The sequence below is a fragment of the Deinococcus radiotolerans genome, assembly GCF_014647435.1.
Classification (GTDB): Bacteria; Deinococcota; Deinococci; order Deinococcales; family Deinococcaceae; genus Deinococcus; species Deinococcus radiotolerans.
The window spans coordinates 25,896-49,197 of sequence record NZ_BMPE01000019.1 but is presented as its reverse complement, the minus strand read 5'-3'; the positions used below and the strand labels follow the sequence as shown (position 1 = coordinate 49,197).

The 23,302-nt window shown below is 71.9% G+C and carries 26 protein-coding genes; 8 read left to right on the top strand and 18 right to left on the bottom strand.

What is annotated here, in order from left to right; genetic code table 11:
- Positions 1-46 precede the first annotated feature (46 nt).
- From IEY63_RS18575 to csaB, 4 genes are all read left to right on the top strand, one after another.
- Entirely contained in the window at positions 47-1,096 is a 1,050-nt protein-coding gene (locus tag IEY63_RS18575) for a Glu/Leu/Phe/Val dehydrogenase family protein (protein ID WP_189070485.1), read from the top strand.
- The gene (gene udk / locus IEY63_RS18570; RefSeq protein WP_189070484.1) at positions 1,093-1,707 is read left to right on the top strand and encodes a uridine kinase; all 615 of its coding nucleotides are present in this window, start codon (positions 1,093-1,095) and stop codon (positions 1,705-1,707) included. Before IEY63_RS18575 ends, udk begins: the two co-directional genes overlap by 4 nt.
- A gap of 105 nt (positions 1,708-1,812) precedes the next feature.
- Positions 1,813-3,678: a DUF5693 family protein gene (locus IEY63_RS18565; protein ID WP_373290934.1), complete on the top strand. Its 1,866-nt coding sequence runs from the start codon at positions 1,813-1,815 to the stop codon at positions 3,676-3,678.
- Positions 3,675-4,646, top strand: a complete 972-nt coding sequence (gene csaB / locus IEY63_RS18560) for a polysaccharide pyruvyl transferase CsaB (RefSeq protein WP_189070483.1) — start codon at positions 3,675-3,677, stop codon at positions 4,644-4,646. The genes IEY63_RS18565 and csaB overlap by 4 nt, the downstream gene beginning before the upstream one ends.
- 44 nt (positions 4,647-4,690) lie before the next feature.
- Here the strand turns inward: csaB and IEY63_RS18555 are convergent, their stop codons facing one another.
- The 3 genes from IEY63_RS18555 to IEY63_RS18545 all read right to left on the bottom strand — a co-directional run bounded on the left by IEY63_RS18555 (position 4,691) and on the right by IEY63_RS18545 (position 6,268).
- Complete coding sequence (locus IEY63_RS18555; RefSeq protein WP_189070482.1) at positions 4,691-5,155, bottom strand: PaaI family thioesterase; 465 nt, start codon at positions 5,153-5,155, stop codon at positions 4,691-4,693.
- Between the two features lie 41 nt (positions 5,156-5,196).
- On the bottom strand, positions 5,197-5,769 hold the full coding sequence (locus tag IEY63_RS18550) for a DUF2231 domain-containing protein (protein WP_189070481.1): 573 nt from the start codon (positions 5,767-5,769) through the stop codon (positions 5,197-5,199).
- Positions 5,770-5,857: 88 nt separating this feature from the next.
- Positions 5,858-6,268 carry a hypothetical protein gene (locus tag IEY63_RS18545; RefSeq protein ID WP_189070480.1) on the bottom strand — a complete coding sequence of 137 codons (411 nt, stop codon included), beginning with the start codon at positions 6,266-6,268 and terminating at the stop codon, positions 5,858-5,860.
- A gap of 73 nt (positions 6,269-6,341) precedes the next feature.
- Between IEY63_RS18545 and surE the strand changes: the two genes are divergently transcribed.
- Positions 6,342-7,115, top strand: coding sequence for a 5'/3'-nucleotidase SurE (gene surE, locus IEY63_RS18540; protein WP_189070479.1), 774 nt, complete (start codon positions 6,342-6,344; stop codon positions 7,113-7,115).
- Here surE and IEY63_RS18535 read toward each other — a convergent pair whose 3' ends face one another.
- From IEY63_RS18535 to IEY63_RS18510, 6 genes are all read right to left on the bottom strand, one after another.
- Positions 7,116-7,568: a hypothetical protein gene (locus IEY63_RS18535; RefSeq protein WP_189070478.1), complete on the bottom strand. Its 453-nt coding sequence runs from the start codon at positions 7,566-7,568 to the stop codon at positions 7,116-7,118.
- A 35-nt stretch (positions 7,569-7,603) separates the two neighbouring features.
- Entirely contained in the window at positions 7,604-8,788 is a 1,185-nt protein-coding gene (locus IEY63_RS18530) for a permease prefix domain 1-containing protein (protein ID WP_189070477.1), read from the bottom strand.
- Positions 8,785-9,966: a hypothetical protein gene (locus tag IEY63_RS18525; RefSeq protein WP_189070476.1), complete on the bottom strand. Its 1,182-nt coding sequence runs from the start codon at positions 9,964-9,966 to the stop codon at positions 8,785-8,787. The genes IEY63_RS18530 and IEY63_RS18525 overlap by 4 nt, the downstream gene beginning before the upstream one ends.
- Complete coding sequence (locus IEY63_RS18520) at positions 9,963-10,292, bottom strand: PadR family transcriptional regulator (RefSeq protein ID WP_189070475.1); 330 nt, start codon at positions 10,290-10,292, stop codon at positions 9,963-9,965. Before IEY63_RS18520 ends, IEY63_RS18525 begins: the two co-directional genes overlap by 4 nt.
- A 126-nt stretch (positions 10,293-10,418) precedes the next feature.
- The gene (locus IEY63_RS18515) at positions 10,419-10,646 is read right to left on the bottom strand and encodes an antibiotic biosynthesis monooxygenase (protein WP_189070474.1); all 228 of its coding nucleotides are present in this window, start codon (positions 10,644-10,646) and stop codon (positions 10,419-10,421) included.
- 33 nt (positions 10,647-10,679) lie between these two features.
- Entirely contained in the window at positions 10,680-11,531 is an 852-nt protein-coding gene (locus IEY63_RS18510; protein WP_189070473.1) for a LysM peptidoglycan-binding domain-containing M23 family metallopeptidase, read from the bottom strand.
- Positions 11,532-11,676: 145 nt separating this feature from the next.
- On the opposite strand from IEY63_RS18510, the gene truA reads away from it, so the two are divergent.
- Positions 11,677-12,507 (top strand): tRNA pseudouridine(38-40) synthase TruA, encoded by an 831-nt coding sequence (gene truA, locus IEY63_RS18505; RefSeq protein WP_189070472.1) that lies wholly within the window; start codon positions 11,677-11,679, stop codon positions 12,505-12,507.
- On the opposite strand, the gene IEY63_RS18500 is transcribed toward truA, so the two are convergent.
- Both IEY63_RS18500 and IEY63_RS18495 read right to left on the bottom strand, forming a co-directional pair.
- Positions 12,462-13,118: a class I SAM-dependent methyltransferase gene (locus tag IEY63_RS18500; protein ID WP_189070471.1), complete on the bottom strand. Its 657-nt coding sequence runs from the start codon at positions 13,116-13,118 to the stop codon at positions 12,462-12,464. The genes truA and IEY63_RS18500 overlap by 46 nt on opposite strands.
- Positions 13,115-14,131: a hypothetical protein gene (locus IEY63_RS18495; RefSeq protein ID WP_189070470.1), complete on the bottom strand. Its 1,017-nt coding sequence runs from the start codon at positions 14,129-14,131 to the stop codon at positions 13,115-13,117. Before IEY63_RS18495 ends, IEY63_RS18500 begins: the two co-directional genes overlap by 4 nt.
- Positions 14,132-14,198: 67 nt before the next feature.
- On the opposite strand from IEY63_RS18495, the gene IEY63_RS18490 reads away from it, so the two are divergent.
- On the top strand, positions 14,199-14,741 hold the full coding sequence (locus IEY63_RS18490) for a hypothetical protein (RefSeq protein ID WP_189070469.1): 543 nt from the start codon (positions 14,199-14,201) through the stop codon (positions 14,739-14,741).
- Here the strand turns inward: IEY63_RS18490 and IEY63_RS18485 are convergent.
- Both IEY63_RS18485 and IEY63_RS18480 read right to left on the bottom strand, forming a co-directional pair.
- Entirely contained in the window at positions 14,728-15,576 is an 849-nt protein-coding gene (locus IEY63_RS18485; protein ID WP_189070468.1) for a class I SAM-dependent methyltransferase, read from the bottom strand. The two genes, IEY63_RS18490 and IEY63_RS18485, sit on opposite strands and share 14 nt — an antisense overlap.
- Before the next feature lie 63 nt (positions 15,577-15,639).
- Positions 15,640-16,890 (bottom strand): cytochrome P450, encoded by a 1,251-nt coding sequence (locus IEY63_RS18480; protein ID WP_189070467.1) that lies wholly within the window; start codon positions 16,888-16,890, stop codon positions 15,640-15,642.
- Between the two features lie 81 nt (positions 16,891-16,971).
- Here IEY63_RS18480 and IEY63_RS18475 point away from each other — a divergent pair, with 81 nt between their 5' ends.
- On the top strand, positions 16,972-17,625 hold the full coding sequence (locus IEY63_RS18475; protein WP_189070466.1) for a helix-turn-helix domain-containing protein: 654 nt from the start codon (positions 16,972-16,974) through the stop codon (positions 17,623-17,625).
- Here IEY63_RS18475 and IEY63_RS18470 read toward each other — a convergent pair.
- The 5 genes from IEY63_RS18470 to IEY63_RS18450 form a co-directional block, all read right to left on the bottom strand.
- Positions 17,622-18,662 carry a zinc-dependent alcohol dehydrogenase family protein gene (locus tag IEY63_RS18470; protein WP_189070465.1) on the bottom strand — a complete coding sequence of 347 codons (1,041 nt, stop codon included), beginning with the start codon at positions 18,660-18,662 and terminating at the stop codon, positions 17,622-17,624. The genes IEY63_RS18475 and IEY63_RS18470 overlap by 4 nt on opposite strands.
- Positions 18,663-18,762: 100 nt before the next feature.
- Entirely contained in the window at positions 18,763-19,650 is an 888-nt protein-coding gene (gene aguB / locus IEY63_RS18465; RefSeq protein ID WP_189070464.1) for an N-carbamoylputrescine amidase, read from the bottom strand.
- Positions 19,651-19,757: 107 nt separating this feature from the next.
- On the bottom strand, positions 19,758-21,329 hold the full coding sequence (locus tag IEY63_RS18460) for a thiol-activated cytolysin family protein (protein ID WP_189070463.1): 1,572 nt from the start codon (positions 21,327-21,329) through the stop codon (positions 19,758-19,760).
- 113 nt (positions 21,330-21,442) lie between these two features.
- The gene (locus tag IEY63_RS18455; RefSeq protein ID WP_189070462.1) at positions 21,443-22,045 is read right to left on the bottom strand and encodes a response regulator transcription factor; all 603 of its coding nucleotides are present in this window, start codon (positions 22,043-22,045) and stop codon (positions 21,443-21,445) included.
- Positions 22,042-23,214 (bottom strand): sensor histidine kinase, encoded by a 1,173-nt coding sequence (locus IEY63_RS18450; protein WP_189070461.1) that lies wholly within the window; start codon positions 23,212-23,214, stop codon positions 22,042-22,044. The genes IEY63_RS18455 and IEY63_RS18450 overlap by 4 nt, the downstream gene beginning before the upstream one ends.
- Between the last annotated feature and the right edge of the window lie 88 nt (positions 23,215-23,302).

Sequence of the window (23,302 nt, the reverse complement as noted above, 5' to 3'; positions counted from 1 at the left end):
TGAGGGCGGCCCCACCCGCCAGGCTCAGCGCCACAACAGGAGTGATATGCAGATACTTGAGGAGATGCAGTCGCGCGGCCACGAGGCCCTGACGCTGCTTCATCACGCACCCAGCGGCCTGCGGGCCGCGCTGGCCGTGCATTCCACCGTGCTGGGCCCCGCCATCGCGGGCGTGCGCCTGCGCGAGCAGGACGAGGACCTCGCCATTCGCGGCGCCCTGGCCCTGTCCGAGAGCCTGACCCTGAAGGCCGCGCTGGCCGGCCTGAACTACGGCGGCGGCGCCTGCGTCCTGATGACCCCCGAGTGCGGCATGGACGATCCCCACGCGCGCGAGGCGCTGTTCCGCGCGCTGGGCCGCCAGATCCGCCCCATGGAAGCCCGCGTGGTCCTGACCGAGGATATCGGCGTGAGCGCCGGTGACATCGCCTTCGTGGCGCAGGAGACCCGCTCCACGCTGGGCATGCACACCGACACGAGCGCCGTCACCGGCTACGGCGTGTACCGCGGCATGAAGGCCGCTGCGCGCTTCGCCCTGGGCTCCGAGAGCATGCGCGGCGTGCGCGTCGCCATCCTGGGCGTGGGCGCGGTGGGCCGCGCGCTGGCCACGCACCTGCACCGCGAGGGCGCCCGCCTGACCATCGCCGACGACCGCCCCGAACGCGCCGAGGCGCTCGCCGAGGACCTCGACGGCGTGACCGTGGTGAGCTGCGAGCAGATCCTGGACGCACCCTGCGACATCCTGGCCCCCTGCGGGTATGGGCACTCCATCCGCAGCACCGACGTACCCCGGTTGCAGTGCCGCCTGATTGCGGGCGGCGAACACCACCCCCTGACCCGCCGCGGCGAGGACGCCGTGAAGGAAGCCGGGATCGTGTATATGCCGGACTTCGCCATCAACGCCGCCGGGCTGATCGCTGCCGCCACCACCCTCGACATGAATCAGGCAGCCGAGCGCGTGTACCAGACGGTCGGGCGCATCACGGCCGCCGCGGAGCAGTACGGCAAGGCGCCCCACGTGGTCGCGCGCCGCATGGCCGAGCGCCGCATTCAACTGATCGGCAGCCTGGGCGGCGCCGGCACCTGGAGGTCCGCGTGAGTATCCCCTTCGTGATTGGCGTGGCCGGCGGCTCCGGCAGTGGCAAGACCACCGTCACCCGCCGCGTCGTGGACACCGTCGGGCAGGGCGGCGTGGCCGTCCTGAACCAGGACAACTACTACCGCAATCAGGACGACATTCCCTTCGAGGCGCGCCTCAAGACCAACTACGATCACCCGGCCGCGTTCGACTGGACGCTGCTGCGCCAGCACATCGACGCGCTGCTCTCGGGCGTGCCCATCGACATGCCCGAGTACGACTTCACGCGCCACACCCGCGCCCCGCACACGACCACCGTGCTGCCCGCCCCGGTCGTGGTGCTGGAGGGCTTCTTCGCGCTGTACGACGAAGCGCTGCGCGAGCGGATGCACCTGAAGGTCTTCGTGGACGCCGACGCGGACGTGCGCTTCATCCGCCGCCTGCTGCGCGACACGCAGGAGCGCGGCCGCACGCCCGAGAGCGTCATCGAGCAGTACCTGGAGTACGTGCGCCCCATGCACCTGAGCTTCGTGGAACCCACCAAGCGCTACGCCGACGTCATCATCCCGCACGGCGGCATGAACGAACCCGCGCTGGACATGCTCGCCGCGCGCATCCGCACCACCATCTGAGCCGGGTCCCCCACCTGCACTTTCGAATGACGCCACAGGCCCCGCCCGGCGTCATGCTCAGCTGTTCCGACCGCGCCCGCACCCGGTCAATTCCCTGCAATTAGGATGTGCCCTGTGACCCAGCCCGCTGACCCCACCCCGCCCACCGCGACCGGCATGACCGTCCCGGCCCCCACCCGGCACCCCCTGACGCCGCTGCTGCTGGGCCTGATCTTCCTGAGCGCCATTCCCGCCCTGATCCTCGCGTTCGGGCGCGTCAGCTACGAGCAGTCGCAGAAGACGGCCGCGCTCGTCATGGACTACCCGGCGGTCGTCACGCAGGCCCGCCGCTTCGGCCGCGACCCGCAGGAACTCCTCGCACACTACCAAAGCCTCGGCGTCAACGGTGTCGGCATGTACGAGGACGTCATCGGGAACCTCGCGCAGCGCGGCGAACTGTACCTGAAATCCGGCGCGGACCTGCGCGCCGAGACGGGCGACGCGGCCGTCAGTCCCCGCAACTTCTACCTGCGGTCCCTGAAACCGGGCGTGGCCGAGTCGCTCCCGGCGCGCTACACCATTCCCACCCGCACCGTGCAGGTGGACGGGCAGACCTGGACCGAGTGGCCCACCGACCCCACCTTCCTGCCGGTCGGGCCGGACGAGCAGCTGCTACAGCAGCTGAAAGCGCGCGGCCTGATGCCCGTCTACCGCCCCTACGCGGACGACGCCGTGCGCGAGCCCGGCGCGGACTGGCCCGACGTGCCCTTCGTCCTGTTCAACGGCGAGGAAGTCATCGGCGCGCGCACCCCCGAACTGCTCGCGCAGATCAACGAGCGCCTGGGCCAGCGCGTCCCCGCCCTGATCGAGGCCACCCCGCAGCGCGGCCTGGACACCCTGGTCGCCACGCACGGCGGCGCGCGCACCTTCAGCGTGAACGCCGCCTGGCAAAACCGCCTGGACCCCATCACGCTGGCCAGCAAGTACAACCTCGCCGCGCGCGAGCGCAGCATGCGCCTACTGTACGTCCGCCCCTACCCCACCATCAACGAGACCGACGACCTGCTCCGGCGCACCACCGAACTGCTCGGCAAGTCCGGTGTGAAGATCACGCAGCCCGTCATCGAACCCTTCCACGAGAACACCCTGCTGCGCACCCTGAGCCTCATCGGCCCCGTCGCCGCGCTGCTGCTGCTGGGCCTGAGCTTCCCGCTGCTGCGACTGGGCCTGATCGCCGCGGCCGCCAGCGGCCTCCTGGCGCTCGTGATGAACAAATTCAACCCCTACGCCGGCGTCGCCCTGATCGCCGCCGTGACCTTCCCCGCGCTGGGCCTCGTGCTGCGCCGCGCGCGCATGAGTGACTGGTTCATCGCCACCGGCCTGAGCCTGACCGGCGTGCTGTTCGTCTCCGCGCTGGGCGCCACGAAAGACAGCGTGCTGGGCCTCGAACCCTTCCGCGGCGTGGGCCTGACCCTGCTCCTGCCGCTGCTGCTGGTCGCCGCGAGCTTCCTGCCCCGCCAGGACCTGCGCAAGACCATCAGTGACGTGTACGGCGCCCCTATCAAGCTGGGGGACATCCTGATCATGGCCATCGCCGCGGGCGTGTTCGCCCTGGTGTTCCTGCGGCGCGGCAACACCACCGGCGCGGGCGTCAGCGACACCGAGGCCAAGATCCGCCAGGACCTGCAAGACACCCTGGTCCGCCCCCGCTTCAAGGAAATGGCCGGACACCCCCTGGGCCTCCTGGGCCTGAGTGGCGTGCTCCCCGGATACTTCGGGGCGCTGCTGATCCTGGGCGGCGTGGTCGGGCAGTCCAGCATCCTGAACACCTTCAGTCACTTCCACACGCCGCTGCTGATCAGCGCCCAGCGCTGCTTCCTGGGGCTGGGCGTCGGCCTGATCGCCGGCCTGATCATGGTGCAGCTCGTCCGGGCGGCGCTGCACCTGTGGCGCACCTACGGCCACGCCCCCACCCCCGAGGCGCGCGCGTGAAGGTCACCGTCAGCGGCTACTACGGCTTCGGCAACACCGGCGACGAGGCCATCGCGCTGGCCATCACCCGCGAGCTGCGCAAGTACGGCGCGCGCCCCCTGCTGCTCTCCAACACCCCCGAGGAGACCGCCCGCACCTACGACTGCGACAGCGAGGCCCGCATGCAGCCCGCCGCGCTGATCGGGGCGCTGCTGCGCTCACAGGTGGTGCTCTCCGGCGGCGGCGGCCTGCTGCAGGACAGGACCAGCGCCCGCAACCTCACGTACTACCTGAGTGTCATCCGCCTGGCGAAACTGCTGCGCCGCCGCGTGGTCGTGTTCAACCAGAGCATCGGCCCCCTGACGCCCGAAGGTGGCCGCCGCGTGGCCCGCTCGCTACGCGGCGTGCCCGTCATCGTCCGCGATCGCGGCAGCCTGGACACCCTGGACGCCCTGGGCATCCGCGCGGAACTGGGCGGCGACCCCGCGCTGCTCCTGGCGCCTACGCCCGGCGTGCAGCGCGACCTGCAGCGCGTGATCATCGCCCCGCGCGGCGACGTCACCGAGGCCACCGAGGCCCTGAAAGACGTCGTGCGTCAGCTGCAGGCCGAGGGCCGCCGCGTGACCACCCTGAGCTTCATGCCCGACCATGACGACGCGGCCGCCCACAGCCTCGGCGCGGACGACGTGCTCAGCACCCGCGACCCGCAGGTCGCGCTCGACGCCATCGCCGGGAGTGGCTACGTGATCGGCGTGCGCCTGCACGCCGTCATCCTGGCCGCCGCCAGCGACACGCCCTTCAGTGGCGTCGCGTACGACCCCAAGGTGCAGGGCTTCTGCGACGACGCGGGCGCCCCCGCCCACCCCATCCACCTGAACGCCCAGCGGGTCGCGGAGGAAGCCCTGAGCCGCCGCCTGCCCGACTGGACCGCCATTGAGGACATGCGCCTGCGCGCCGCGCAGAGCTTCAGCCGCGCCCTGAATCGCTGAGCGCCCCGCCCATACCGCCCCCCGCGTGTTGCGGGGGGCGGTTCTTACGCGCCCGTGGCGATCACGTTGCAGGTGCAGCGCGCCATGCTCGTCACGCGGCCCCGCTCGTCACGGATCTCGATACTCCAGACCAGCACTGTCCGGCCCCGGTACGCCAGGGTGCCCTCACCCGTCACCCAGCCGCCGGTCACGCCACGCACATGCGTGCCGCTCAGGTCCACGCCCACCGCCACCTGCCGCGCCGGGTCCAGGTTCATCCACGACCCCACGCTGGCCAGTTCCTCCGCCAGCGCCAGGTTCGCCCCGCCGTGCAGCCGCCCCGCCGGTTGCCGGTTGCCCTCCACCGGCATGCGCGCCACCACCCGCTCGCGCGACACGGCCGTGAACTCAATCCCCAGCCTCGCGCCCAGCGTGCCCGACAGGGCGTTCATGCGCGCCGCCAGCACCTCCGGGCTCAGGGTGTCCAGCTCATGCGCGGTCGGGAAGTTCAGGTCCGGGTGCAGCGTCATGCGCGCATGCTAGCGCGGCCCCACGTGCCCAGTGTGCGCGGTCAACCCTGCCGGTGCGCCAGGGTGCGCCCCACCCCCAGCCCATGCCGGTACACCAGCTCCCCACCCAGGAACCCACCCGCAACCGCCAGCCCCAGGCCCGCGCCCGACAGCAGCTTCCCCAGCCCCCGCCGACCCCGGCGCCGCGCCAGCAGCGAGCCCACGTTCAGGAAGAACGCCACCTCATTCAGCGCGCCGTGCACCAGCCCAGTCCGCCGCGCCTCGCCGCGCGTGTTCGACCAGTCCAGCCACCCGGTCCCGATGGTCCCCACCGCGCCCAGCGTCGAGAGAAGCAGCGCCGCGTCCGCCGCGCGGTCATACGCACCCGGCTCCGGGGCCGGCAGGTGATCCAGGGCCGCCGCCACCACCCACCCGCCCAGCGGCAGGTGCACCAGAATCGGATGCAGCGGGTGCCCCACCCCCTCACCATGTAGGGCGTCCAGCAGCGCGGGCGGCAGCGACCCCTCCGCCGCCTTCAACAGCCCCTGAAGGGTCTCGGCGGCCACCTCCAGCGCATCGTGATCACTGACAGCGTCCTCCAGGACGTGCGCGGGCGGGCGGTGCGACTTGAGCATGATCAACGCCTCCTGTGACGCTCACCGTCGCATCCACGCCCCCGGCCCGCGTGGGAGGCAGCTTCAGACGCATTCATCCCCGCCCAGTTCAGGACAGCGCGCAGTGATACGTGACGTTCTCCCAGCTGAACTTCAACCCGAACAGCCGCCACGTGCCCAGCAGCGCCGCGAACGTCAGCCGCCCCACCGGCTGCCCCTGCGCCACGTACCGCTGATAATGCGGCGCGATCTGCGGCAGGCTCCGCCCCACCCCCAGCACCTCGGCCCCCGCGTCATTCGTGGCCAGCTGCGTCACCTGCCACGCCATCGGCCCCGCGTCCTCCAGCGTCAACGCCGCCGCCAACGCCGGCCGGTCCGGCGCCAGGCACGCCACCCGCTGCACCACCACCGGCCGACCCTTCGCGGCGCGCACCTGCTCCACGTGCGTCAGCGCCGGGAAATCCCCCGCCACCGCCAGCGACCCCAGCCCAATCAGCGCCCACACCCGCAGGTGACCCATACCCCAGCGTACGCCCGCCCGCCCACCGTCCGCGCCACCTCCCCCTGACCGGGGGCGCGCTACCCTGACCCGCATGACCACCCCGCGCCCCCGCGTGCTCGTCGCGAACGACGACGGCATCTTCAGTCCCGGCATCAAGGCCCTCGCGCAGGCCATGAGCACCTTCGCGGACGTGATCGTCAGCGCCCCCGACGTGGAACAGAGCGCCGTCGGGCACGGCATCACCATCCGCCGCCCGCTGCGCTTCAAGCACACCGCCAGCGCCGGCTTCGGCGACATCCCCGCCTACCGCGTGGACGGCACGCCCGCCGACTGCGTGGTGCTGGGCATCCACCTGACCGGCACGCCAGACCTGATTGTCAGCGGCATCAACCTCGGCCCGAACCTCGGCGACGACCTGACGCACTCCGGCACCGTCGCCGCCGCCATCGAAGGCATGAGTTTCGGCGTGCCCGCCATCGCGTTCAGTCAGCGCGCCACGCCCGCCGGAGAGTACGACTTCACGGCGGGCGCTGCGTACGCCGCGCAACTCGCGCAGACCATCCTGGCGCGCGGCCTGCCGCCCCGCACGCTCCTGAACGTGAACTTCCCCGCATCCGCCCCCCGCGGCGTGCGCGTCACCCGCGTCGGCGAGCACCGCTGGGAGGACACCATCGTCACCCGCCAGGACCCCGAAGGCCGCGAGTACCACTGGGTCGCCGGCATGAGCACTGCCCCAGACGCGCACGATCCCGCCACCGACTACGGCGCGGTCGAGGCGGGCCTCATCAGCGTCACGCCCGTCCGCATCGACCTGACCGCCCGCGACCTCATGAACGACCTGGAAACCGCGCTGCCCACCCTGTAATCAACGCGCGGCCAGCACACCTGGCAGCCGCGCGAACGTCCGCTCATGCGCCGATCGCGCCTGCCCCGCCGCGTAGCCCAGCGTCACCGCGGGCGCGGTCACGGTCGTCACCTCGACCAGCCGCGACCCGCTCCCCGGCAGATCCAGCACCTGCCAGTGCACGCTCAGGTGCGTGCCCAGCGCCGCGCGCACCTCCGACCACACCTCCCCGTCCCCCGCTGTCAGTCGCGCCGGGTACCGCATCGGCACCCGCCACGGCCCCAGCGGCAGCGCGTCCGTCACCACCCAGTCCGTCCACGAGCGGCCCCGCGCGTCCACACCCGAACCCACCACCTCGGCCGACACCATCAGCGCATGCAGCCCCACGTGACGCCGCAGATCCACCAGGAACGCCAGCACCACCGCCCCCGACACGGGCAGATCCACACTCAGCTCAAACGAACGGGACGGCACGCCCGCAGCGTACCGCCCCCCAAGCAAGCAGGTCGTCAGGGCCGCACCACCCGCACCTGCACCGCCGGAACAGCCGTCAACACCGGGCGCTGGAGGTTCGTGGTATTCACGCGATACACGACGGCCGCCTTCACGCCCCGTGCAGTCGCCTGATCAAGTTCCACCTGGGAGTTCACCACCCGGACGTTCGGAGTGACTTCATCCGTGAAAGCGATATGCCCGTTCTGCCGGGCGCGCACCCACAGCGTCTCCGATTCATCCCCACCATTGAAGGCCTTCTGGTTCAGGCGCCGGATGTTCTGCACCACCGCGAAAATCTCACCATCTTTCCCAGGCACGGCCAGCTGCGGGACGGCCGGATCGAACAGGAACGTCGAGTCAATGGGCATCACATTCACGGGCAGGGGCAGCGAAGTGTCTGTCCGGCGCGCGTCGGCCAGACCTGCACCCAGGATGTCCACCGTGCGTACCGGAGCCTGCGCGGTACCGATGGGAATGCGGGCCGCGCCAATAGTCAATACCGGGTTGGTCAGGCCGGTCAGGGTGAACGGCTGGCCCGTCACGGACCGCACGAACCCCATCAGCACACGACTGGGCACATACGGCTGTCCATCCACCAGTTCCGTGACGTAGGAGATCTGAGGATTACCGGTCTGGCTTCCCTTGAGGACGAGCGCACTGGTCGTCGAGGTTTCGGCATACACAGGTACCTTCGCGGTTTTCATGGCGGCCAGCAGATCCTTGACGCTCAGGAGTGGGAAGAGAAACGCTCCTTTGCGGCACTGTGTGTTCAGGCCTTCTGGCCCGCCGTACTGCGCATAGAGGCGTTGCAGGCGGGCTCGTGCAGGGGGCGTCATGCTGGCCACCTCCTCTGGACTGAGTACATGACACTCCTGAAGATCCTTAGCCCGGAACGCTGACCCGACTGCCGGGATCTGCGCGACCGCCTGCACGCCCAGCAACCCGACCACACCCAGCAGGAGCGTGACACGGATAGCAGCGGGTGCGGTATGCACGCGGTTCAGGTCGCGGGCGATGACGTGGGGGCTGCCCAGGTCACGCAGCGCGGCCCGTTCAGCGTCAGCGGCATTCATGCCGCAGAGCTGGTAGCGGTAGATCTTGTCCTCAATCGCGCCGCGCAGTTCCAGCGCCGCGTCGCGTTTCTTCTGGCCCCACAGGCCGCGCGTGGCGTGGCGGATGAACTGATCGCTGGCGGTCATCGTTTCCCCCTGGGCAGCAGGCGGAGCTGGCCAGCGGGCACCTGCGCGAAGGAGAGGCGCTGCAGGTCGGTGGCGTTTACGCGGTATACCATCACGGCGTTCTCGCGCTTAGCGGTGGCGGCATTCAATTCCGCGAGACTTGTGACGGTGCGCGGGGCTGGTGAGACGCTCTCAAAGGCAATGGAGATCGCGCCGGCCTTGCGGGCCCGAACCAATAGCATCTCGCCGGCATGTCCCTTGAGGCGTTCGAAGTTCTGGATCACGGCGTACAGGTCGCCGTCCTGTCCAGGTACAGCGAGGCGCGGTGCGTCAGGGGGGAGCCGGTCTGAGTCGAGCATGTCACCGGGACGAGGCAGGTCGAAGGGGCCGCCCCGCATGATGACGCCAGCAACGAGGTTGGTCGTCAGCAGTGGCACGGCTGGCGTGCCCAGCTGGAGTTTGACCGTGCCGATCTGTAGGACGGGATTGCGCAGGCCAGTCAGGCGAAGCGGCAGATCAGTCGAGAGGCGCAGGAAGGCAATGAGGTCGCTGCCGCCGATGTACCGTTCGCCGCCGATGTCCGTTGTGGAGTAGAGCGGCCCAGGGGTGTGATCGATGTAGGCGATCAGCGGGGCCGTGAACGAAGCGGTACTGGTGTCGGTCTGATCGCCGATGTCGACGCCGCCAGCCTTGAGGGCGTCCAAGACGTCCTTGACGCGGAGTAGGGCAAACCCGCCGGACTGGGTGATGTCCTTTTGGCACGCGGCGAGATAGCCGGCCGGGCCGCCTTGTTCCGCAATGGCCTGGCGCATCCGGGCCTGATCAGTTGTGCTCATGGCCCGGATCTCGGTCTCGCTGGGCAGGATGCAACTGGTCTGGAGTGATTCCGGACTGACGGCCGTCCGGATGGAGGCAACCTGCGCGACTGCCTGCATTCCCAGCAGGCCTGCCACACCCAGCAGGAGGGTGGCCCGGATGGCGGCGGGTGCGGTATGGACGCGGTTCAGGTCGCGGGCGATGGCGTGGGGACTGCCCAGGTCGCGCAGCGCGGCCCGTTCAGCGTCAGCGGCATTCATGCCGCAGAGCTGGTGGCGGTAGATCTTGTCCTCAATGGCGCCGCGCAGTTCCAGGGCCGTGGCGCGTTTCTTCTGGCCCCACAGGCCGCGCGTGGCGCGGCGGATGAACTGGTCGCGGGTCATGCCTGCCCGCCGATGACGCCGCGGACGGCGCGGGTGAAGCGGTCGTATTTCTCGCGTTGGGCGTTCAGTTCAGTTTTGCCGGTGGGGGTGAGGGTGTAGACCTTGACGGGGCTGCCGCCGCGGGGGAGGGTCTGGAATTCGCCGTGGATGAAGCCCTGTTTTTCGAGGCGGTGGAGGGCGGGGTAGAGGGTGCCTTCGCGCATGGTGAAGTAGCCGTCGGTGCTGGCCTGGACGTCGGCGATGATCTGGCCGCCGTAGCGGGGGCCGCGTTCGAGGGTGGCGAGGAGGAGGAGGTCGAGGTGGCCTTTGAGCTGCTGGGCGTCCATGGGGCTCCTTGCGGGGTCACGGGGGTGACCTCGGCTGGCGATGCTGAGTTAATTGCATCGTAATCCGAGGTCCATCGGAATGCAAGGTGAGATGACCACGGCCTCTGCCCCTCGTCTCGCGGGCTGCTACCGGTTGGCCTGCACCTGGAACGTCCAGGCCCGCGCACCCGGCGGCACCGGCAGCGGCGGCACCTCGCCCGCCCAGCGGCTCGCCACCAGCGTCAGCTCCGGCTGCTCGGGGGAGAGGAGCAATTCCGCGCCCAGGAACCCCGGGCGTCCCGGCAGGGCGTTCAGGAAAGCGTGCAGGGCGGCGCGGGCGGCTGCGCCCTTCCCCTCGGCGTAGTGCACGTTCATCTGCGGGGCCTGTGCATCAGGTGCGCCCGGGCCTCAGTACAGGCTCAGCGGGTCGCGCGGATCCCAGCGGAGGTACGTGCCGAAGTGCAGGTGCGTGCCCGTGCTGCGGCCTGTGTTCCCGACCCGCCCCACCGGCTGACCCTGCACGACCAGTTCCCCGGCCTTCACGAGCGTGGCGCTGAGGTGCGCGTAGCGGGTGATCCAGCCGTCCGGGTGTTCCAGCACGACCGTCCAGCCCCAGCCGCGCTCGTAGTCCGCGCGGGATTCCAGCACGCGGCCCGAACGCGCGGCGCGCACCGGGGTGCCCTCGGGCGCGACGATGTCCACGCCGTAATGCATCTCGGGGTCACCGTCGAGCACGCGCTCGCCGTAATCGCTGCTGATGGCGTGGTACCCGGGCAGCGGCCACGCCCAGCGGCCCGGACGGCTCCCGGTCGCCCGGACTGTCACCGGGGTGCGCGCCGTGGCGGACGCGGTGCGCGGCGGAATGATCAGTTTCGCGCCCGCCCACACGGCCTTCCCACCCCGGTACTGGGGGTTGGCGTTCACGAGTTGCGTCAGGCTCAGCCCGAATCTCTGCGCGATCACCGTGAGGTTCTCACCGGCCTTCACGGTGTACGTACCGGTCCTGACCGGCGCGTTGGTCGCGGTCGCGCGGGCCGCCTGCGGTACGGTTAGCACCCACCCGGCCTGCACCACGTCCGCGTTCTTCAGGCGGGGATTCGCGGCGCGCAGCTGCGCCACGCTCACGCCCGCGCGCGCGGCGATACCGCTCAGGGTCTCCCCGGCCTTCACCCGGTACGATCCGGCCAGCCCGGCGCCCGTCCAGCCTGCTGCCAGCGCCGCGCCCAGCAGCGCTCCCCTCATCCACATCCGCACGCCCATTGCCGCGCAGCATACCGACCCGCTCCCGTCCGGGCCGTGAGAAAGCCCGCCCGGACCTTCCCGGTGCCCCCGCCGGGGGCCGCCGGGCCAGCCGGGCCGGGCGCGCGTTGCATCCGCCCCGCCCCGCTCCTTACCCTGTAAAGGCATGACCGAGCGCCCCGACCACCCAGACCCGCGCCCGGACTACCAGCCGCCCGCCGGGCACCGCCGCCTGCGCCTGAGCGTCGCGTGGGACGGCGCACCGTTCGCCGGGTGGCAGTCCCAGCCGGGCGTGCCGAGCGTGCAGGACACCCTGCATGACGCCTTCGCGCGGCTGGGTGCCACGGCGTTCCGCCCGGTCGCGGCTGGACGCACCGACGCGGGCGTGCACGCCGAAGCGATGCCCGCGCACGTGGACGTCCCGGACACCTTTCGCGTGCCCACCCCGAAACTGGCCCGCGCGCTGAACGCCCACCTGCCGCCCACGGTGGCCGTCCTGCAGGCTGAGGACGCCCCGGCAGGCTTCCACGCGCGCTTCTCCTGCACCGAGCGGCAGTACGTGTACCGCCTGCTGGCCCACCCGCAGCGGCACCCGCTGTGGCATGGGCGCGCACTGCACGTTCCGCACCCGCTGGACCCAGGTGGCATGAATGCCGCCGCCGCTGCGCTGACCGGCACGCACGACTTCGCGGCGTTCGCCACGCAGGAGGACCGTCAGACCGTGCGGGACCTGCGGGTGCTGCGCGTGCAGCCCGGGCCCATGATCTGGGAGGTTCACGTGCACGGCGAGAGTTTCCTGCGGCACATGGTGCGCGGCTTGGTGGGCACGCTCCTGCTGGCCGGGCAGGGCCGCCTGAGCCCCGAGCAGGCGGCCGACATCCTGCACTCGCGGCAGCGGTCGCAGGCGGGCGCGAATGTCCCCGCGCACGGCCTGTCCTTCACGGGCACGCGCTACGACCGCTTTGACGCCAGCACCACGTACCGTTCCTCCCGGTAGGGGAGACCATCTGCCCGGGCGTGCGCGTCCCACTCGGGCACCCGCTCCGGCTCGTTCGTCCATTCGCAGCGGGTCGCCCAGTCCGCGCGGCTCGGCACGCGCGCCCGCACGCTGACCCGCCACTCGCCCCGCACCTCCCAGCCCACCGCCGAGAGCCGTGCGGGCACCTGCGGCACGTCCAGGCGCGGCCCCACGTATAGAAACTCCGCACCGGGCGCCGCGAGTTCCGGCAGGCGCAGGATCACCGACGTCGGCCCGCGCCGCGACACGATCAGGTCGAAGGGGCCCAGCAGCGGCTCTGGTACCTCACCCTTCGCGTTCCACTCGTGCACGTCCGCATGCGGGGCGTTCACGCGGACCTGCGCCACCAGTTCCGGCACCGCGTCGAACGCCGCCCAGCGCGCGGCCCCGGAGCCGAAGCGCGCCGCGTCCGGCCCGTGCCCGCACCCGGCCTCCAGCACCCGCACGTCCGGCCCCAGCCGCTCGGCGAGCAGCGCGTCAAACGTCAGCTCCGGGTCCGGGCCGTCCAGCACCCGCGCCCAGGCGTGCCGGTACCCACCCAGCCCGCGGGCCAGCTGCGCGTACCACGCGCGGGAATGCGGCGCGTTCACGCGAGGTTCCCCACGGGCCGCGCCTCATCCATGCCGTCCAGCCACAGGCCCACCCAGCCGGGCACCGCGTCCGCCTCCGCCGCCCGCACCTCCAGCGGGAGGTCCCGCAGCGCGTCCGCCCAGGTCAGCGCCCGCAGGGCCCGCCCCACCCGCTGCGCGAGATCCGCCGCCCGCCGCAGGTCCGTCCCGCCCAGCCGCACGCGGAAGGGTTCCAGGTACGCGTCCGTCACGCGGGTCAGGCGCGGGTCGCCGTCCGGCAGGTTCAGGCGGTACTGCAGGCCACGCAGGCCCACCGTCAGCGTGCACAGCGGACTGGTCACGGCACTCTCGGCCCAGTCGGCCAGCCGGGCCGCGCCGCCGCGCATGAAGACGTTCCCGTCATGAAAGTCATCGTGGTGCAGCGTGTGCGGCAGCCCGAACGCGTCAAGTTCCGCCGCCAGTGCGTTCAGGCGCGGCAGCAGCGTGTGCGCGCGTTCCACGTCCTGCGCGGTCAGCGAATCCGGCTGGTCCACCAGGAGGGCTGCCCGGTCGGCCAGCAGCGTCCCGAACCGCGCCGCCAGCGTGCCGGGGCGGCGGTCCGGCACGCCCACCGCCAGCAGCGTCTGCACGTGCGCGGCGCAGGCCAGTTGCAGCTCCGCCAGCTGCGGCCAGATGCCCTCCCAGGCGCGCAGCAGCGCCGCGCCGCCATCCGCGTCGGCCGGGTGGGCGTGGCGCAGGGCGGTACCCGCGTCCTCCAGCAGCAGCGCCCGCCGCTCCGGGTCGCTGCCCAGCACGCCCGGCACCTGCCCCGGGAACTGCGCCGCCAGGAACGCCGTGAGGGGCACCTCATGCGCGAAGACCGGCACGGTCCGCTTCAGGAACGCCGCGCCGCCCGCCGTGTCAAAGCGCCACACCGTGGACCACGGCCGCTCGTGAATGACCTCCGGGTTAGGCAGGGGCGTGCGGTTCAGGGTCAGCAGCTGCTGGGCAGCCCAGTGCGTCATGGCCTGATCGGTGGACAGGGCAGGGGTCATGCCCGCACGCTACGGGGCGCCGCGTGGCTCACGCATGACGCGACTGGCCTACCGTTACCCTGACGGCATGACCCCTGACTGGCGCGCGTTCCCCGGACCCCTCCCGCAGCGGGACGGGAACCAGGCCCAGTGGCGCGGCGGACTGGTCGGCTGCGGCGCACTGAGTGCCGCGTGCCTGCTGCGCTTCCACGCCGAGCGGCTGGGCGTGCCCATGCCCGACCGGGACGCGCTGGCCGAACAGCTTGCCGCCGCGCAGGGCGCCTTCCGTGTGCCCGGGCCGCAGGGGCCGCGCGCCACGTGGCCCTGGGCGTGGCTGACCGGCCTGAACGCCCACCTGCACGCCCAGCACCTGCCGCTGCGCGCCCGGGGCCGCTGGGGCCCGCACCTGCACGTCCCCATGACCGCGCACCTGGACCGCCTGTTCAGCGCGGGCCTGCCGGTCATCGGCTTTGAATTCAGTGCCCAGGAGCAGCACTACGGCCTCCTGAGCGCCTACGCCCCCGGTCCGGGCCTGCCCGCGCGGCTGCACGTGGACGGCAGCACCCTGCACCTCGCGCCCCGGCTGGGCCTGGGCGGCGTGTTCTGGATCGAGCCGGTCAACCCGCCCTGACCCCGGCCCCCAGCAGGTGCGGGCTGACGCCCAGCAGCGCCGGGTCGCGCTCGGTGAGGCGCAGCGCGCGCAGGATGCCTTCACGCCGCTGCGGGTCCCGCATGGCCCCGTCCGGGTCGCGCAGCAGCGCGGCCACGCCCTCGACGGCGTACACGCTGACGTCCCGGAAGCCCGCGCCGCTCAGCTCGCCCGCCAGTTCGTGCGGGTGGTGACAGTACGCGTCCGTGAAGTGCCCACGCTGACCCTCCGGGTTGCGGTGCACGCCGGTGCGGTACGTGTGCTCGCGGATGGGCCGGGCATACGCTTCATCCAGCTCGGCGCCGCCCCGGACGAAGTCCCCGGCGATATCGGCGGCGCGGGTGATCGCGGCGGCCAGCAGCACCCCGCCGGGCCGCAGGACGCGCGCCGCCTCCGCCAGCGCGCGGGCCCGGTCACGCGGGTCGGTCAGGTGGTACAGCGGCCCCAGCAGCAGCGCCGCGTCCACGCTGGCGTCCGGGTAGGGCAGCGCGCGGGCGTCCCCCAGCGTCACGGAACTCAGGCGCTCCAGGGTGGGATCCACCCGCAGCCGCGCCACGTGGCCGGGCGTGGCGTCCAGCGCGTGCACCTCGTACCCGGCGGTCAGGAGTTCACGGGCGTACACGCCGGTGCCCGCCCCGATATCCGCGAGCACGGCGGGCCCGGGGGGCAGCAGCAGGCCCAGCAGCTCCAGCGTCCGGGTGAACTCGATCAGGCCCAGCCCGCGCGTCAGGCGGTCATGTTCGCGGTCCTGCGCGTTATACATGCCGATGCCCGCGTGCGCGCCGCCCTGACCGCTGCCGTCCCGTGCGTCCGTCATGCCCCAGCGTACGGGCGGCCGGTCAGGGGAACATCCGCCGAATAACGCAGCCCTGCGGCCGGTTCAGCCCAGCTGCACGCGCAGTTCGCGCGGCCCGCGCAGGATCAGGTTCGCCTTGAAGGGCGGATTCGGGTCGGTCACGCGCAGGTTCGGGAAGCGAGTGGCCAGCGCGCGGAACACCTCCGCGATCTCCAGGCGGGCCAGCGGCGCACCCAGGCAGTAGTGCGGGCCCGCCGCGAAGGCGAGGTGCCGGGCGCTGTTCGGACGGTCCCAGTCGATCCGGTCAGGCTGGGGGAAGACCTCCGGGTCGCGGTTCGCGGCGGCCAGCATGGTCTGCACGTGCGTGCCCGCACCCAGCGTGACCGTGCCGCCCCCGCCCGCGGGCAGCGTGACCGCGTCGGCCAGCGTGCGCCCGTCGAGCTGCACGGGGGACACCACGCGCAGCAGCTCGTCGGGGACATTCGGGTGGTCGGGGCGGGCCACCAGCGCCGCCCACGCGCCGGGCTGCCGCGCGAGCTCCAGCAGCGCCCCGGGAATCAGGTTGCTGGTCGTCTCGTGTCCTGCGGCGAGGAGCAGGACTGCGTTCGCCAGCAGCTCCTCGCTGCTCAGGCGCTCCCCGCCGTCCTCGGCGGCGGCCAGGGCGCTCAGCAGGCCCGGCTGCGGGTGGGCGCGCAGGTCATCCGCCAGCGTGCGGAAGTACGCGCGCATCTCGCGAGCGTCGGCCTCCAGGCGGGCCATCAGTTCGGGGCTGCTCGTCTCCCCGGCCAGCAGGTCCGCGACGCTCTGCGTCCAGCGGATGAATTTCGCCTCGTCCTCGCCGCGCAGGCCCAGCATGTGCATGATCACCCGCGCGGGCAGCGGTGCGGCCAGCCCCGCCACCAGATCCACCTCCCGGTCCGTGGGCAGCGCGTCCAGCAGCGCGTGTACCTGCGCGCGGATCAGGTCGCGCTGCCCCTCGACCACGCGCGGCGTGAACGCCGCCTGCACCAGTCCGCGCAGCCGCGCGTGCGACCCGCCGTTGTGGAACAGCATCATGGGTTGCAGCAGCTGAATGCTGGCCGTGTCGGCCGGCACCTGCGAGATGATCGCCCCGCTGCGCGCCGCCGGGGAGCGCAGCACCGCGCTGTTCAGCGCGTGCGACGTGGCGAACGCCGCCCCCCACCCGGCCGGGTGCACCACGCCGCTGGCGTCCAGGGCGCGCACCGCCTCGTACGCGGGGTACGGGTCCCGCGGGGTGTCCGGGTGCCACAGGGCCTGCACGGTCGCCTGCACACGCTGCTGCTCGGGGCTCAGGGTCGGCACGGGGCTGGTCATGCCCCAGGGTGCCCACACCTCAACTCGACCCGCAAGACAGAACGTCGAGTAGACGCCCCGCGGCCGCGGTACGCTGCGCGCATGCCGCGAGCCTGGACGCGCCTGGAAGACCCGCACGCCGCCCGGCTGGCGCTGCACCCCGACTACGCGCACCTGCTGGGCCTGCTGATGACCCGCGAGTGGACCGCCGCCGAACTGGCCCGGCACCTGCACCGCCCCCTGAACGCCACGCACCACCGCCTCACCCGCCTGAACCGCGCCGGGCTGGCCGTCACGCGCGCCGAACCCCGCCGGGGCCGGCCCGTGCAGCACTACCGCGCCGTCTCAGACGCGTTCCTGATCCCGTACCACCGCACGGCGCTGGGCAGCCTGGAGGACCTGATCGGCCTGCACGAGGACACCTTCGGCACCCTGTTCCACCGCGCGGTCGTGCAGGCGGGCCTGCCGCTCGTGCAGCGCGAGGAGGACATCGCCGTGCGCCTGTACACCACCCCGGGCGGCACCCGCATGGACATCACCCCCCGCGCCGGCAGCTTCGACCTGCTCGACCTCCTGCATGACGACGCCCCGGCCCTGACCGCCAACTGGGGCACCCTGCACCTGACCCGCGAGGACGCCAAGGCCCTGCAACGCGACCTCCAGGCCCTCCTGATCCGCTACGGCGCCCGCAGCGGCCCCGACGCGTACCTGTACCGCCTGAACCTCGCCCCGGCGGGCGGCGCGGAGGAGCGCTAGAAGCGGTCGATGACGCTCACGCCCGTCCCGGCAAAGCGGTCCATGGTCACCAGCGCGTCAATCCCGCCTTCCAGCGTGAGGCGCTCGCCGATCAGCGCGGCGGGGTTCAGCAGGCCCGATTCGATCATGCCCAGCATCTCCGGGTACGTGTGGGCGGCCATGCCGTGACTGCCGTAAATCTCCAGTTCCCGGGCGATCACGGCGTCCATCGGCAGGGCCGGGCGGCTCTGGTCGCCCAGCAGCAGCCCCACCTGCACGTGCCGCCCGCGCCGCCGCAGGTTCGCCACCGAGTTGAACGCCGTCTGCGGGTGCCCCAGCGCGTCCAGCGACACGTGCGCGCCCCCGCCCGTGACGTCCCGCACGGCCTGCACGGTGTCGGGCACCTGACGGCTGTTCACGGTGACCTCCGCGCCCAGCTCCCGGGCGCGCGCCAGTTTCGCGTCGTCAATGTCCACGGCTACCACGCGCGCGCCCAGCGCCCGGCCGATCATGACCGCCGACAGGCCCACGCCGCCGCAGCCGTGCACGGCCAGCCACTCGCCGCCCCGCACCCGGCCCTGCTGCGCCACCGCCCGGAACGACGTGGCGAAGCGGCAACCCAGGCTGGCCGCCGTCACGAAATCCAGGCTGTCGGGCAGGCGCACCAAGTTCTGCTCGGCGTAGTGAATGCCCACGAACTGCGCGAACGAACCCCAGTGCGTGAAACCCGGCTGGAACTGCTGCTCGCACACCTGCTGGTGCCCCGCCTGACACTCCGCGCAGCGGCCGCAGCCCGCCACGAACGGCAGCGTCACGCGGTCACCGGGCCGCCAGCGGCGCACGTCCGCACCGACCGCCACGACCGTCCCTGCGATCTCATGCCCGGGCACGTGCGGCAGGCGGATGTCCGGGTCGTGCCCCATCCAGCCGTGCCAGTCGCTGCGGCACACGCCGGTCGCGCCGACCTCCAGGACCACGCCCTCCCGGGTGGGGACCGGGTCGGGCACAGTGCGGATCTCGGGGCGGTGCTGGAACTGCTCGTAGACGGCGGCGCGCATGCCGGTCAGCGTACCAGCGCGCCGCGCGGCCACGGCAGGGGTGAATGGACAGCGGGACGCGGCCCCCAACTCTTGGCCGCGCCCCGCCTCCCCGCGTGCCTTACCCGCGCCGGGTGACGCCGTCGGTCGTCAGGAGCGCGCCGTACAGTTCGGGGCGACGGTCTCGGAAGAAGCCCATGCCCGCGCGGAACTTCCGGGCCTCTTTCAGGTTCAGGGTGTGCAGGAGGGGCCCTTCCTCGGTGTCGCCGAACTCCGCGACCATCTCGCCGGTGTAGTCGCTGATGAACGTGTGCCCGTAGTACGTCTGCTCCAGGTCCCCGACCCGTTCGGTGCCGATGCGGTTCGCGGCCGCCACGTACGTGCTGTTGCTCACGGCGTGGCCGATCATGGCGCGCTGCCACATGTGATGGCTGTTCGGGGACTCGACCTCGGCCGGCTCACTGCCAATCGCGGTGGGGTACAGCAGGAAGTCCGCGCCCTGCAGCATCATCACGCGCGCCGTCTCCGGATACCACTGGTCCCAGCAGATGCCCACGCCCACGCGCCCGAAGCGGGTGTCCCACACCTTGAAGCCGGTGTCGCCTGGGTTGAAGTAGTACTTCTCCTCGTAGCCGGGCCCGTCGGGAATGTGCGTCTTGCGGTAGTTGCCCAGCAGGGTGCCGTCCGCGTCGATGCACACGAGGCTGTTGTAGTGCGCCTGCCCGGCCCGCTCGAAGTACGACAGGGGCAGCACCACCCCCAGTTCCCGCGCCAGGTCCTGAAAGCGGCCCACGAACGGGTGCCCCTCCAGCGGGTGGGCGAGGTCGAAGTAGTCCTCGCGTTCCACCTGGCAGAAGTACAGGTTCTCGAACAGTTCGGGCAGCAGGATCACCTGCGCGCCCTGCGCGGCCGCCGCACGCACATGAGTGATGGCGCGGCTGACGTTGTCTTCGAGCTGATCGGTGACGTGCATCTGCACGACGGCCAACTTCACGGTCTCGGGGCTCATGGGGGACACGCTACCGGATGCACGCCGTGGGAATGGTGCGCGCGGGCTTCAGAACCCCTGACCGAACGCCCCCGCCGCGCAGGAGCGGGCGGAGGCGGCCCTGTGGGTCAGTTCAGGCGGCTGAACTCGATGATCAGGACGCCGTCCGCGTCGGACTCCCCGCGCCGGCGGATCTCGCGGCGGACCGTGGTGCGGCCTGGGTTGGCGCGGAACTCGGCCGCCACCCCGTTCAGGTCGATCAGGTCGTTGAAGTTGCCCACCACGTCGTTCGCGCTGAGCGAGTCGTAGTCCATGACGCTGCCACTGACGCGCGCGGTGCGCGGCTCGTCGTAGTTCAGGGTCAGCGGCATGGGCTGCGCGTTCACCGTGAACGTCTGGCCCTTGTACAGGTCGAAGTGCTGCCCGGACCCCACGTTCCACAGGCTCTGCCCGTCCCAGCTGAGGCTGCCGTAGATGTCGTCGTACTTGCTGTCCTCGGGCTCGATGGACTGGTAGTACATCCGCATGCTGACCTTCACGCTGGCCGGGTTGCACACCGTCACGGCGTACCTGCCGGTCGTGCTGAACGCCGCGTACAGGCCGCTGTCCACGTCGCGGGCGGTGTAGCTGATGGGCACGAGCGTGGTGGGCGTCGCGGGCCGCTGGAAGTACGACCCGAGTTTCTGCGTGTGGATCAGGTCCACGACCGCCTGCTCATCGCCGCCGCTGGCGTACACCTTGAACGAACTGCCCTGGATGACCTTCTTCACGTCCACGTTCAGGTTGCCGCTCGCACCGTACGTGACGCCCTCGTACGCGGCCTGGAGGGCCAGTTTCATCTCCTGACTGCTGTAACTGCCCGTCATGGTAACCATCAGCAGGCGCCCGTACGTGATGCTGTCGATGTACGCCGCGCCGCCGACTGCCTGCAGGTCCTCGGGCGTGGGGTTCTGCAGGAAGGCCTCGCGCGCGGGGCGGCCCCCCAGGTCGGCGTTCACGGTGAACGCGTTCTGCACGAACGCCGCCGTGACCGTGTTGCTCAGGGCGCTGCTGCTGCTCGACAGGTTCATGGACACCTTGCCGGTTAGGTAGTGGGCGTTCAGGCCCAGGTTCAGGGCGCTGGTCTCGGCGGTGCTCTGCTCGGTCACCTCGTAGCGGGTGCTCGACCCGTACGGCGTGCCGCTCAGCGCCTGCCGGATGCCGGCCAGGGCGCCGTTGTACGCGCTGAGGTTCGGCTGGATGGTCGCGCTGCCGTTCGCGATGGGCAGCGCCGTCGTAACCCGGTACGGCGCGCGGCGGGACTCGGGCACGTTGATGGCCCGCAGGGACCCCAGGCCGTTCTGGACCGTGCTGGCGTCCACCAGGGACCCCACCCACATCTTGTCCCCGTCGAGGTTGTACATGGCGTACTCGATGGGGGCCGTCGCCACATTGAAGGTTTCGCGGGAGCACACCAGCGGACCTGAGCTGCCCTGCGCCGCGTAGGAGTCCTTCGCCACGCTGGACTTCTTCACAGGCTGCTTGCCCGGCACGAGCTGCGGCCGCGTGAGGACCCGGACGACATTCGGGTTCACCGGCGTGACGACCGGCACCCGGATGGGCGTCACGGTGCCCTGGGCGGCGGCGCCCGGGATGAGCAGGGCGGTCAGCAGCAGTGAGCACAGGCGGCGGGCGGAGGAAACGTGGGGGAACTGGCGCATGGAGCACTCCTGGGAACCACCGGGGTTTTCAGGCGCGCACTCGCGGCCCGGGGGGTGGTGACACCCGCAGCATGCGCGGCGCCCCATGATCAACCCGTGATCGGGCCCCCGCGTTACAGCCAGCCCTTCTCCCGGGCAGCGCGGGCGGCCTCCACGCGGTTCTCGGCGCCCAGCTTCCCGATCGCCTCGGACAGGTAGTTGCGCACCGTGCCCTCCGACAGGCCCAGCGCGGCGGCAATCGCGGCGGTGCTGGCACCCCCCTCGGCCTCGCGCAGCACCTGCCGTTCCCGCTCGGTCAGCGGGTCACGGTCTCCCCAGGCTTCCGCGGCCAGCTGCGGGTCCACGGCGCGGCCCCCGGCGTGCACCTGCCGGATCGCGGCGGCCAGTTCGGCCGCCGGGGCGTCCTTGAGGAGGTACCCGCGCGCGCCCACGTCCAGCGCGCGGCGCAGGTACCCGCCGCGCGCGAACGTCGTGACAATCACCACCCGCGTGCCCGGCGCGGCGCGCGAGACCCGCGCCGCGAGGTCCAGCCCGCTCAGGCGCGGCATCTCGATGTCCGTGACCAGCACGTCCGGCCGCAGGCTCAGCACGCCCTCCCAGGCGGCCTCGCCGTCGGCAGCGGCGCCCACCACGTCCAGGTCGCCCTCCAGCGACAGCAGCGCGGACAGAGCGCCGCGCACCAGCGCCTGATCCTCGGCCAGCAGCACGCGGATCACGCGCGCCCCCGCGCCCCGGCCGGGACGGTCAGGGCCGCGCGCTCGTCCTCGCCGGGCAGCGTGGCCGTCAGGGTGGTGCCGCCCCGCCCGTCGCGCGTCAGGGTGCCCCCGATGGCCCGCAGCCGCTCGCGCATGCCGGTCAGGCCGCTTCCCTCGGGGCCCAGGCCGCCCACGCCGTCGTCGCGGACGGTCAGCTGCCAGCCGCGCCCCTGCGGCACCAGGGTCACGTCCACCGTACGGGCGCGGGCGTGCCTGACGACGTTCGTGACCGCCTCGCGCAGCAGCATCGCGGCGGCCGCCTCGGTCGCGGGCGGCAGGGCGCACAGGGCGCTGCCCACCGTCAGGCGCACCCCGGCGGCGTCCAGCGCCACCTTGGCGCGGGCCAGTTCGGCACTGAGGCCGCTGCCGCGGTAGCCGCTCACGGCGGCGCGCACCTCGCCCAGCGCCTCGCGGCTGATGCGTTCCACCTCGCGGATCTCCTCGGCGGCCCGCGCCGGGTCGCGCCCGGCGAGTTTCCCGGCCAGCTCGCTTTTCAGCACGATCACGCTCAGGGTGTGGCCCAGCAGGTCGTGCAGGTCCCGCGCGATCCGCTCCCGCTCGGCTTCGGCCGCCAGCCGCTCCTGCTCGGCGTGCGCGGCGGTCAGCTGCGCGTCCGCCACCCGCCGCCGGAACGACGCGTGATTCCCGTACGCGGCCACCAGCGTGAACAGCATGTTCGGGGCCAGCCACGCCAGATCCCCCGGCGCGTACGTGCCGTTCCAGAAGGGCAGGATCATCAGCGCGACGTTCAGGATCGCCAGCCACGCGGCCAGTCCCGTGCTGGCCTGGAAGCCGATCATGCTGCCGCCGTAGATCAGGTACGCGCTCGCCCCGCCCGGCGCGAGCGGCAGCAGCAGCGCGTACGTCACGACGCTCAGCGCCCAGCCACCCACGCTCCAGCGCGGGTCCGGGCGGCCCCAGAAGCTGCGCAGGAACACGCCCACGAACACGGTGTTCAGGCCCCAGAACAGCGCCGCCGCGCCCGGCCCGTGCGGCGCGTCCAGGAACGCCTGCACCGGGTAGTACAGGAACGCCAGCCACAGCAGCGGAAACACCTGCCAGAACAGCAGCGTGCGCCCCGATCGGCGCACCTCGTGCGGCACCTGCTGCGCGAAGGGAATGCGGTTCATGAAGCCTCCAGAAGCGGACGGGTGAAGAGTCAGGGGACAGGGGACAGCAGGACGAGGCCGGTCCCCCCCAGGATGCCTGAAACGGGGG

Coding starts and splice junctions, on each gene's coding strand:
- IEY63_RS18530 (WP_189070477.1), bottom strand. CDS start 8,788: ATGACCGCCAGCGATCAGTTCATCCGCCACGCCACGCGCGGCCTGTGG.
- truA (WP_189070472.1), top strand. CDS start 11,677: ATGACCGAGCGCCCCGACCACCCAGACCCGCGCCCGGACTACCAGCCG.
- IEY63_RS18565 (WP_373290934.1), top strand. CDS start 1,813: ATGTGCCCTGTGACCCAGCCCGCTGACCCCACCCCGCCCACCGCGACC.
- IEY63_RS18450 (WP_189070461.1), bottom strand. CDS start 23,214: ATGAACCGCATTCCCTTCGCGCAGCAGGTGCCGCACGAGGTGCGCCGA.
- surE (WP_189070479.1), top strand. CDS start 6,342: ATGACCACCCCGCGCCCCCGCGTGCTCGTCGCGAACGACGACGGCATC.
- IEY63_RS18515 (WP_189070474.1), bottom strand. CDS start 10,646: ATGAACGTGCACTACGCCGAGGGGAAGGGCGCAGCCGCCCGCGCCGCC.
- IEY63_RS18545 (WP_189070480.1), bottom strand. CDS start 6,268: ATGGGTCACCTGCGGGTGTGGGCGCTGATTGGGCTGGGGTCGCTGGCG.
- IEY63_RS18485 (WP_189070468.1), bottom strand. CDS start 15,576: ATGACGGACGCACGGGACGGCAGCGGTCAGGGCGGCGCGCACGCGGGC.
- IEY63_RS18555 (WP_189070482.1), bottom strand. CDS start 5,155: ATGACGCTGCACCCGGACCTGAACTTCCCGACCGCGCATGAGCTGGAC.
- IEY63_RS18460 (WP_189070463.1), bottom strand. CDS start 21,329: ATGCGCCAGTTCCCCCACGTTTCCTCCGCCCGCCGCCTGTGCTCACTG.
- IEY63_RS18520 (WP_189070475.1), bottom strand. CDS start 10,292: ATGGACGCCCAGCAGCTCAAAGGCCACCTCGACCTCCTCCTCCTCGCC.
- IEY63_RS18475 (WP_189070466.1), top strand. CDS start 16,972: ATGCCGCGAGCCTGGACGCGCCTGGAAGACCCGCACGCCGCCCGGCTG.
- IEY63_RS18470 (WP_189070465.1), bottom strand. CDS start 18,662: ATGCGCGCCGCCGTCTACGAGCAGTTCCAGCACCGCCCCGAGATCCGC.
- IEY63_RS18495 (WP_189070470.1), bottom strand. CDS start 14,131: ATGACCCCTGCCCTGTCCACCGATCAGGCCATGACGCACTGGGCTGCC.
- aguB (WP_189070464.1), bottom strand. CDS start 19,650: ATGAGCCCCGAGACCGTGAAGTTGGCCGTCGTGCAGATGCACGTCACC.
- IEY63_RS18525 (WP_189070476.1), bottom strand. CDS start 9,966: ATGACCCGCGACCAGTTCATCCGCCGCGCCACGCGCGGCCTGTGGGGC.
- IEY63_RS18480 (WP_189070467.1), bottom strand. CDS start 16,890: ATGACCAGCCCCGTGCCGACCCTGAGCCCCGAGCAGCAGCGTGTGCAG.
- IEY63_RS18510 (WP_189070473.1), bottom strand. CDS start 11,531: ATGGGCGTGCGGATGTGGATGAGGGGAGCGCTGCTGGGCGCGGCGCTG.
- IEY63_RS18575 (WP_189070485.1), top strand. CDS start 47: ATGCAGATACTTGAGGAGATGCAGTCGCGCGGCCACGAGGCCCTGACG.
- IEY63_RS18490 (WP_189070469.1), top strand. CDS start 14,199: ATGACCCCTGACTGGCGCGCGTTCCCCGGACCCCTCCCGCAGCGGGAC.
- IEY63_RS18550 (WP_189070481.1), bottom strand. CDS start 5,769: ATGCTCAAGTCGCACCGCCCGCCCGCGCACGTCCTGGAGGACGCTGTC.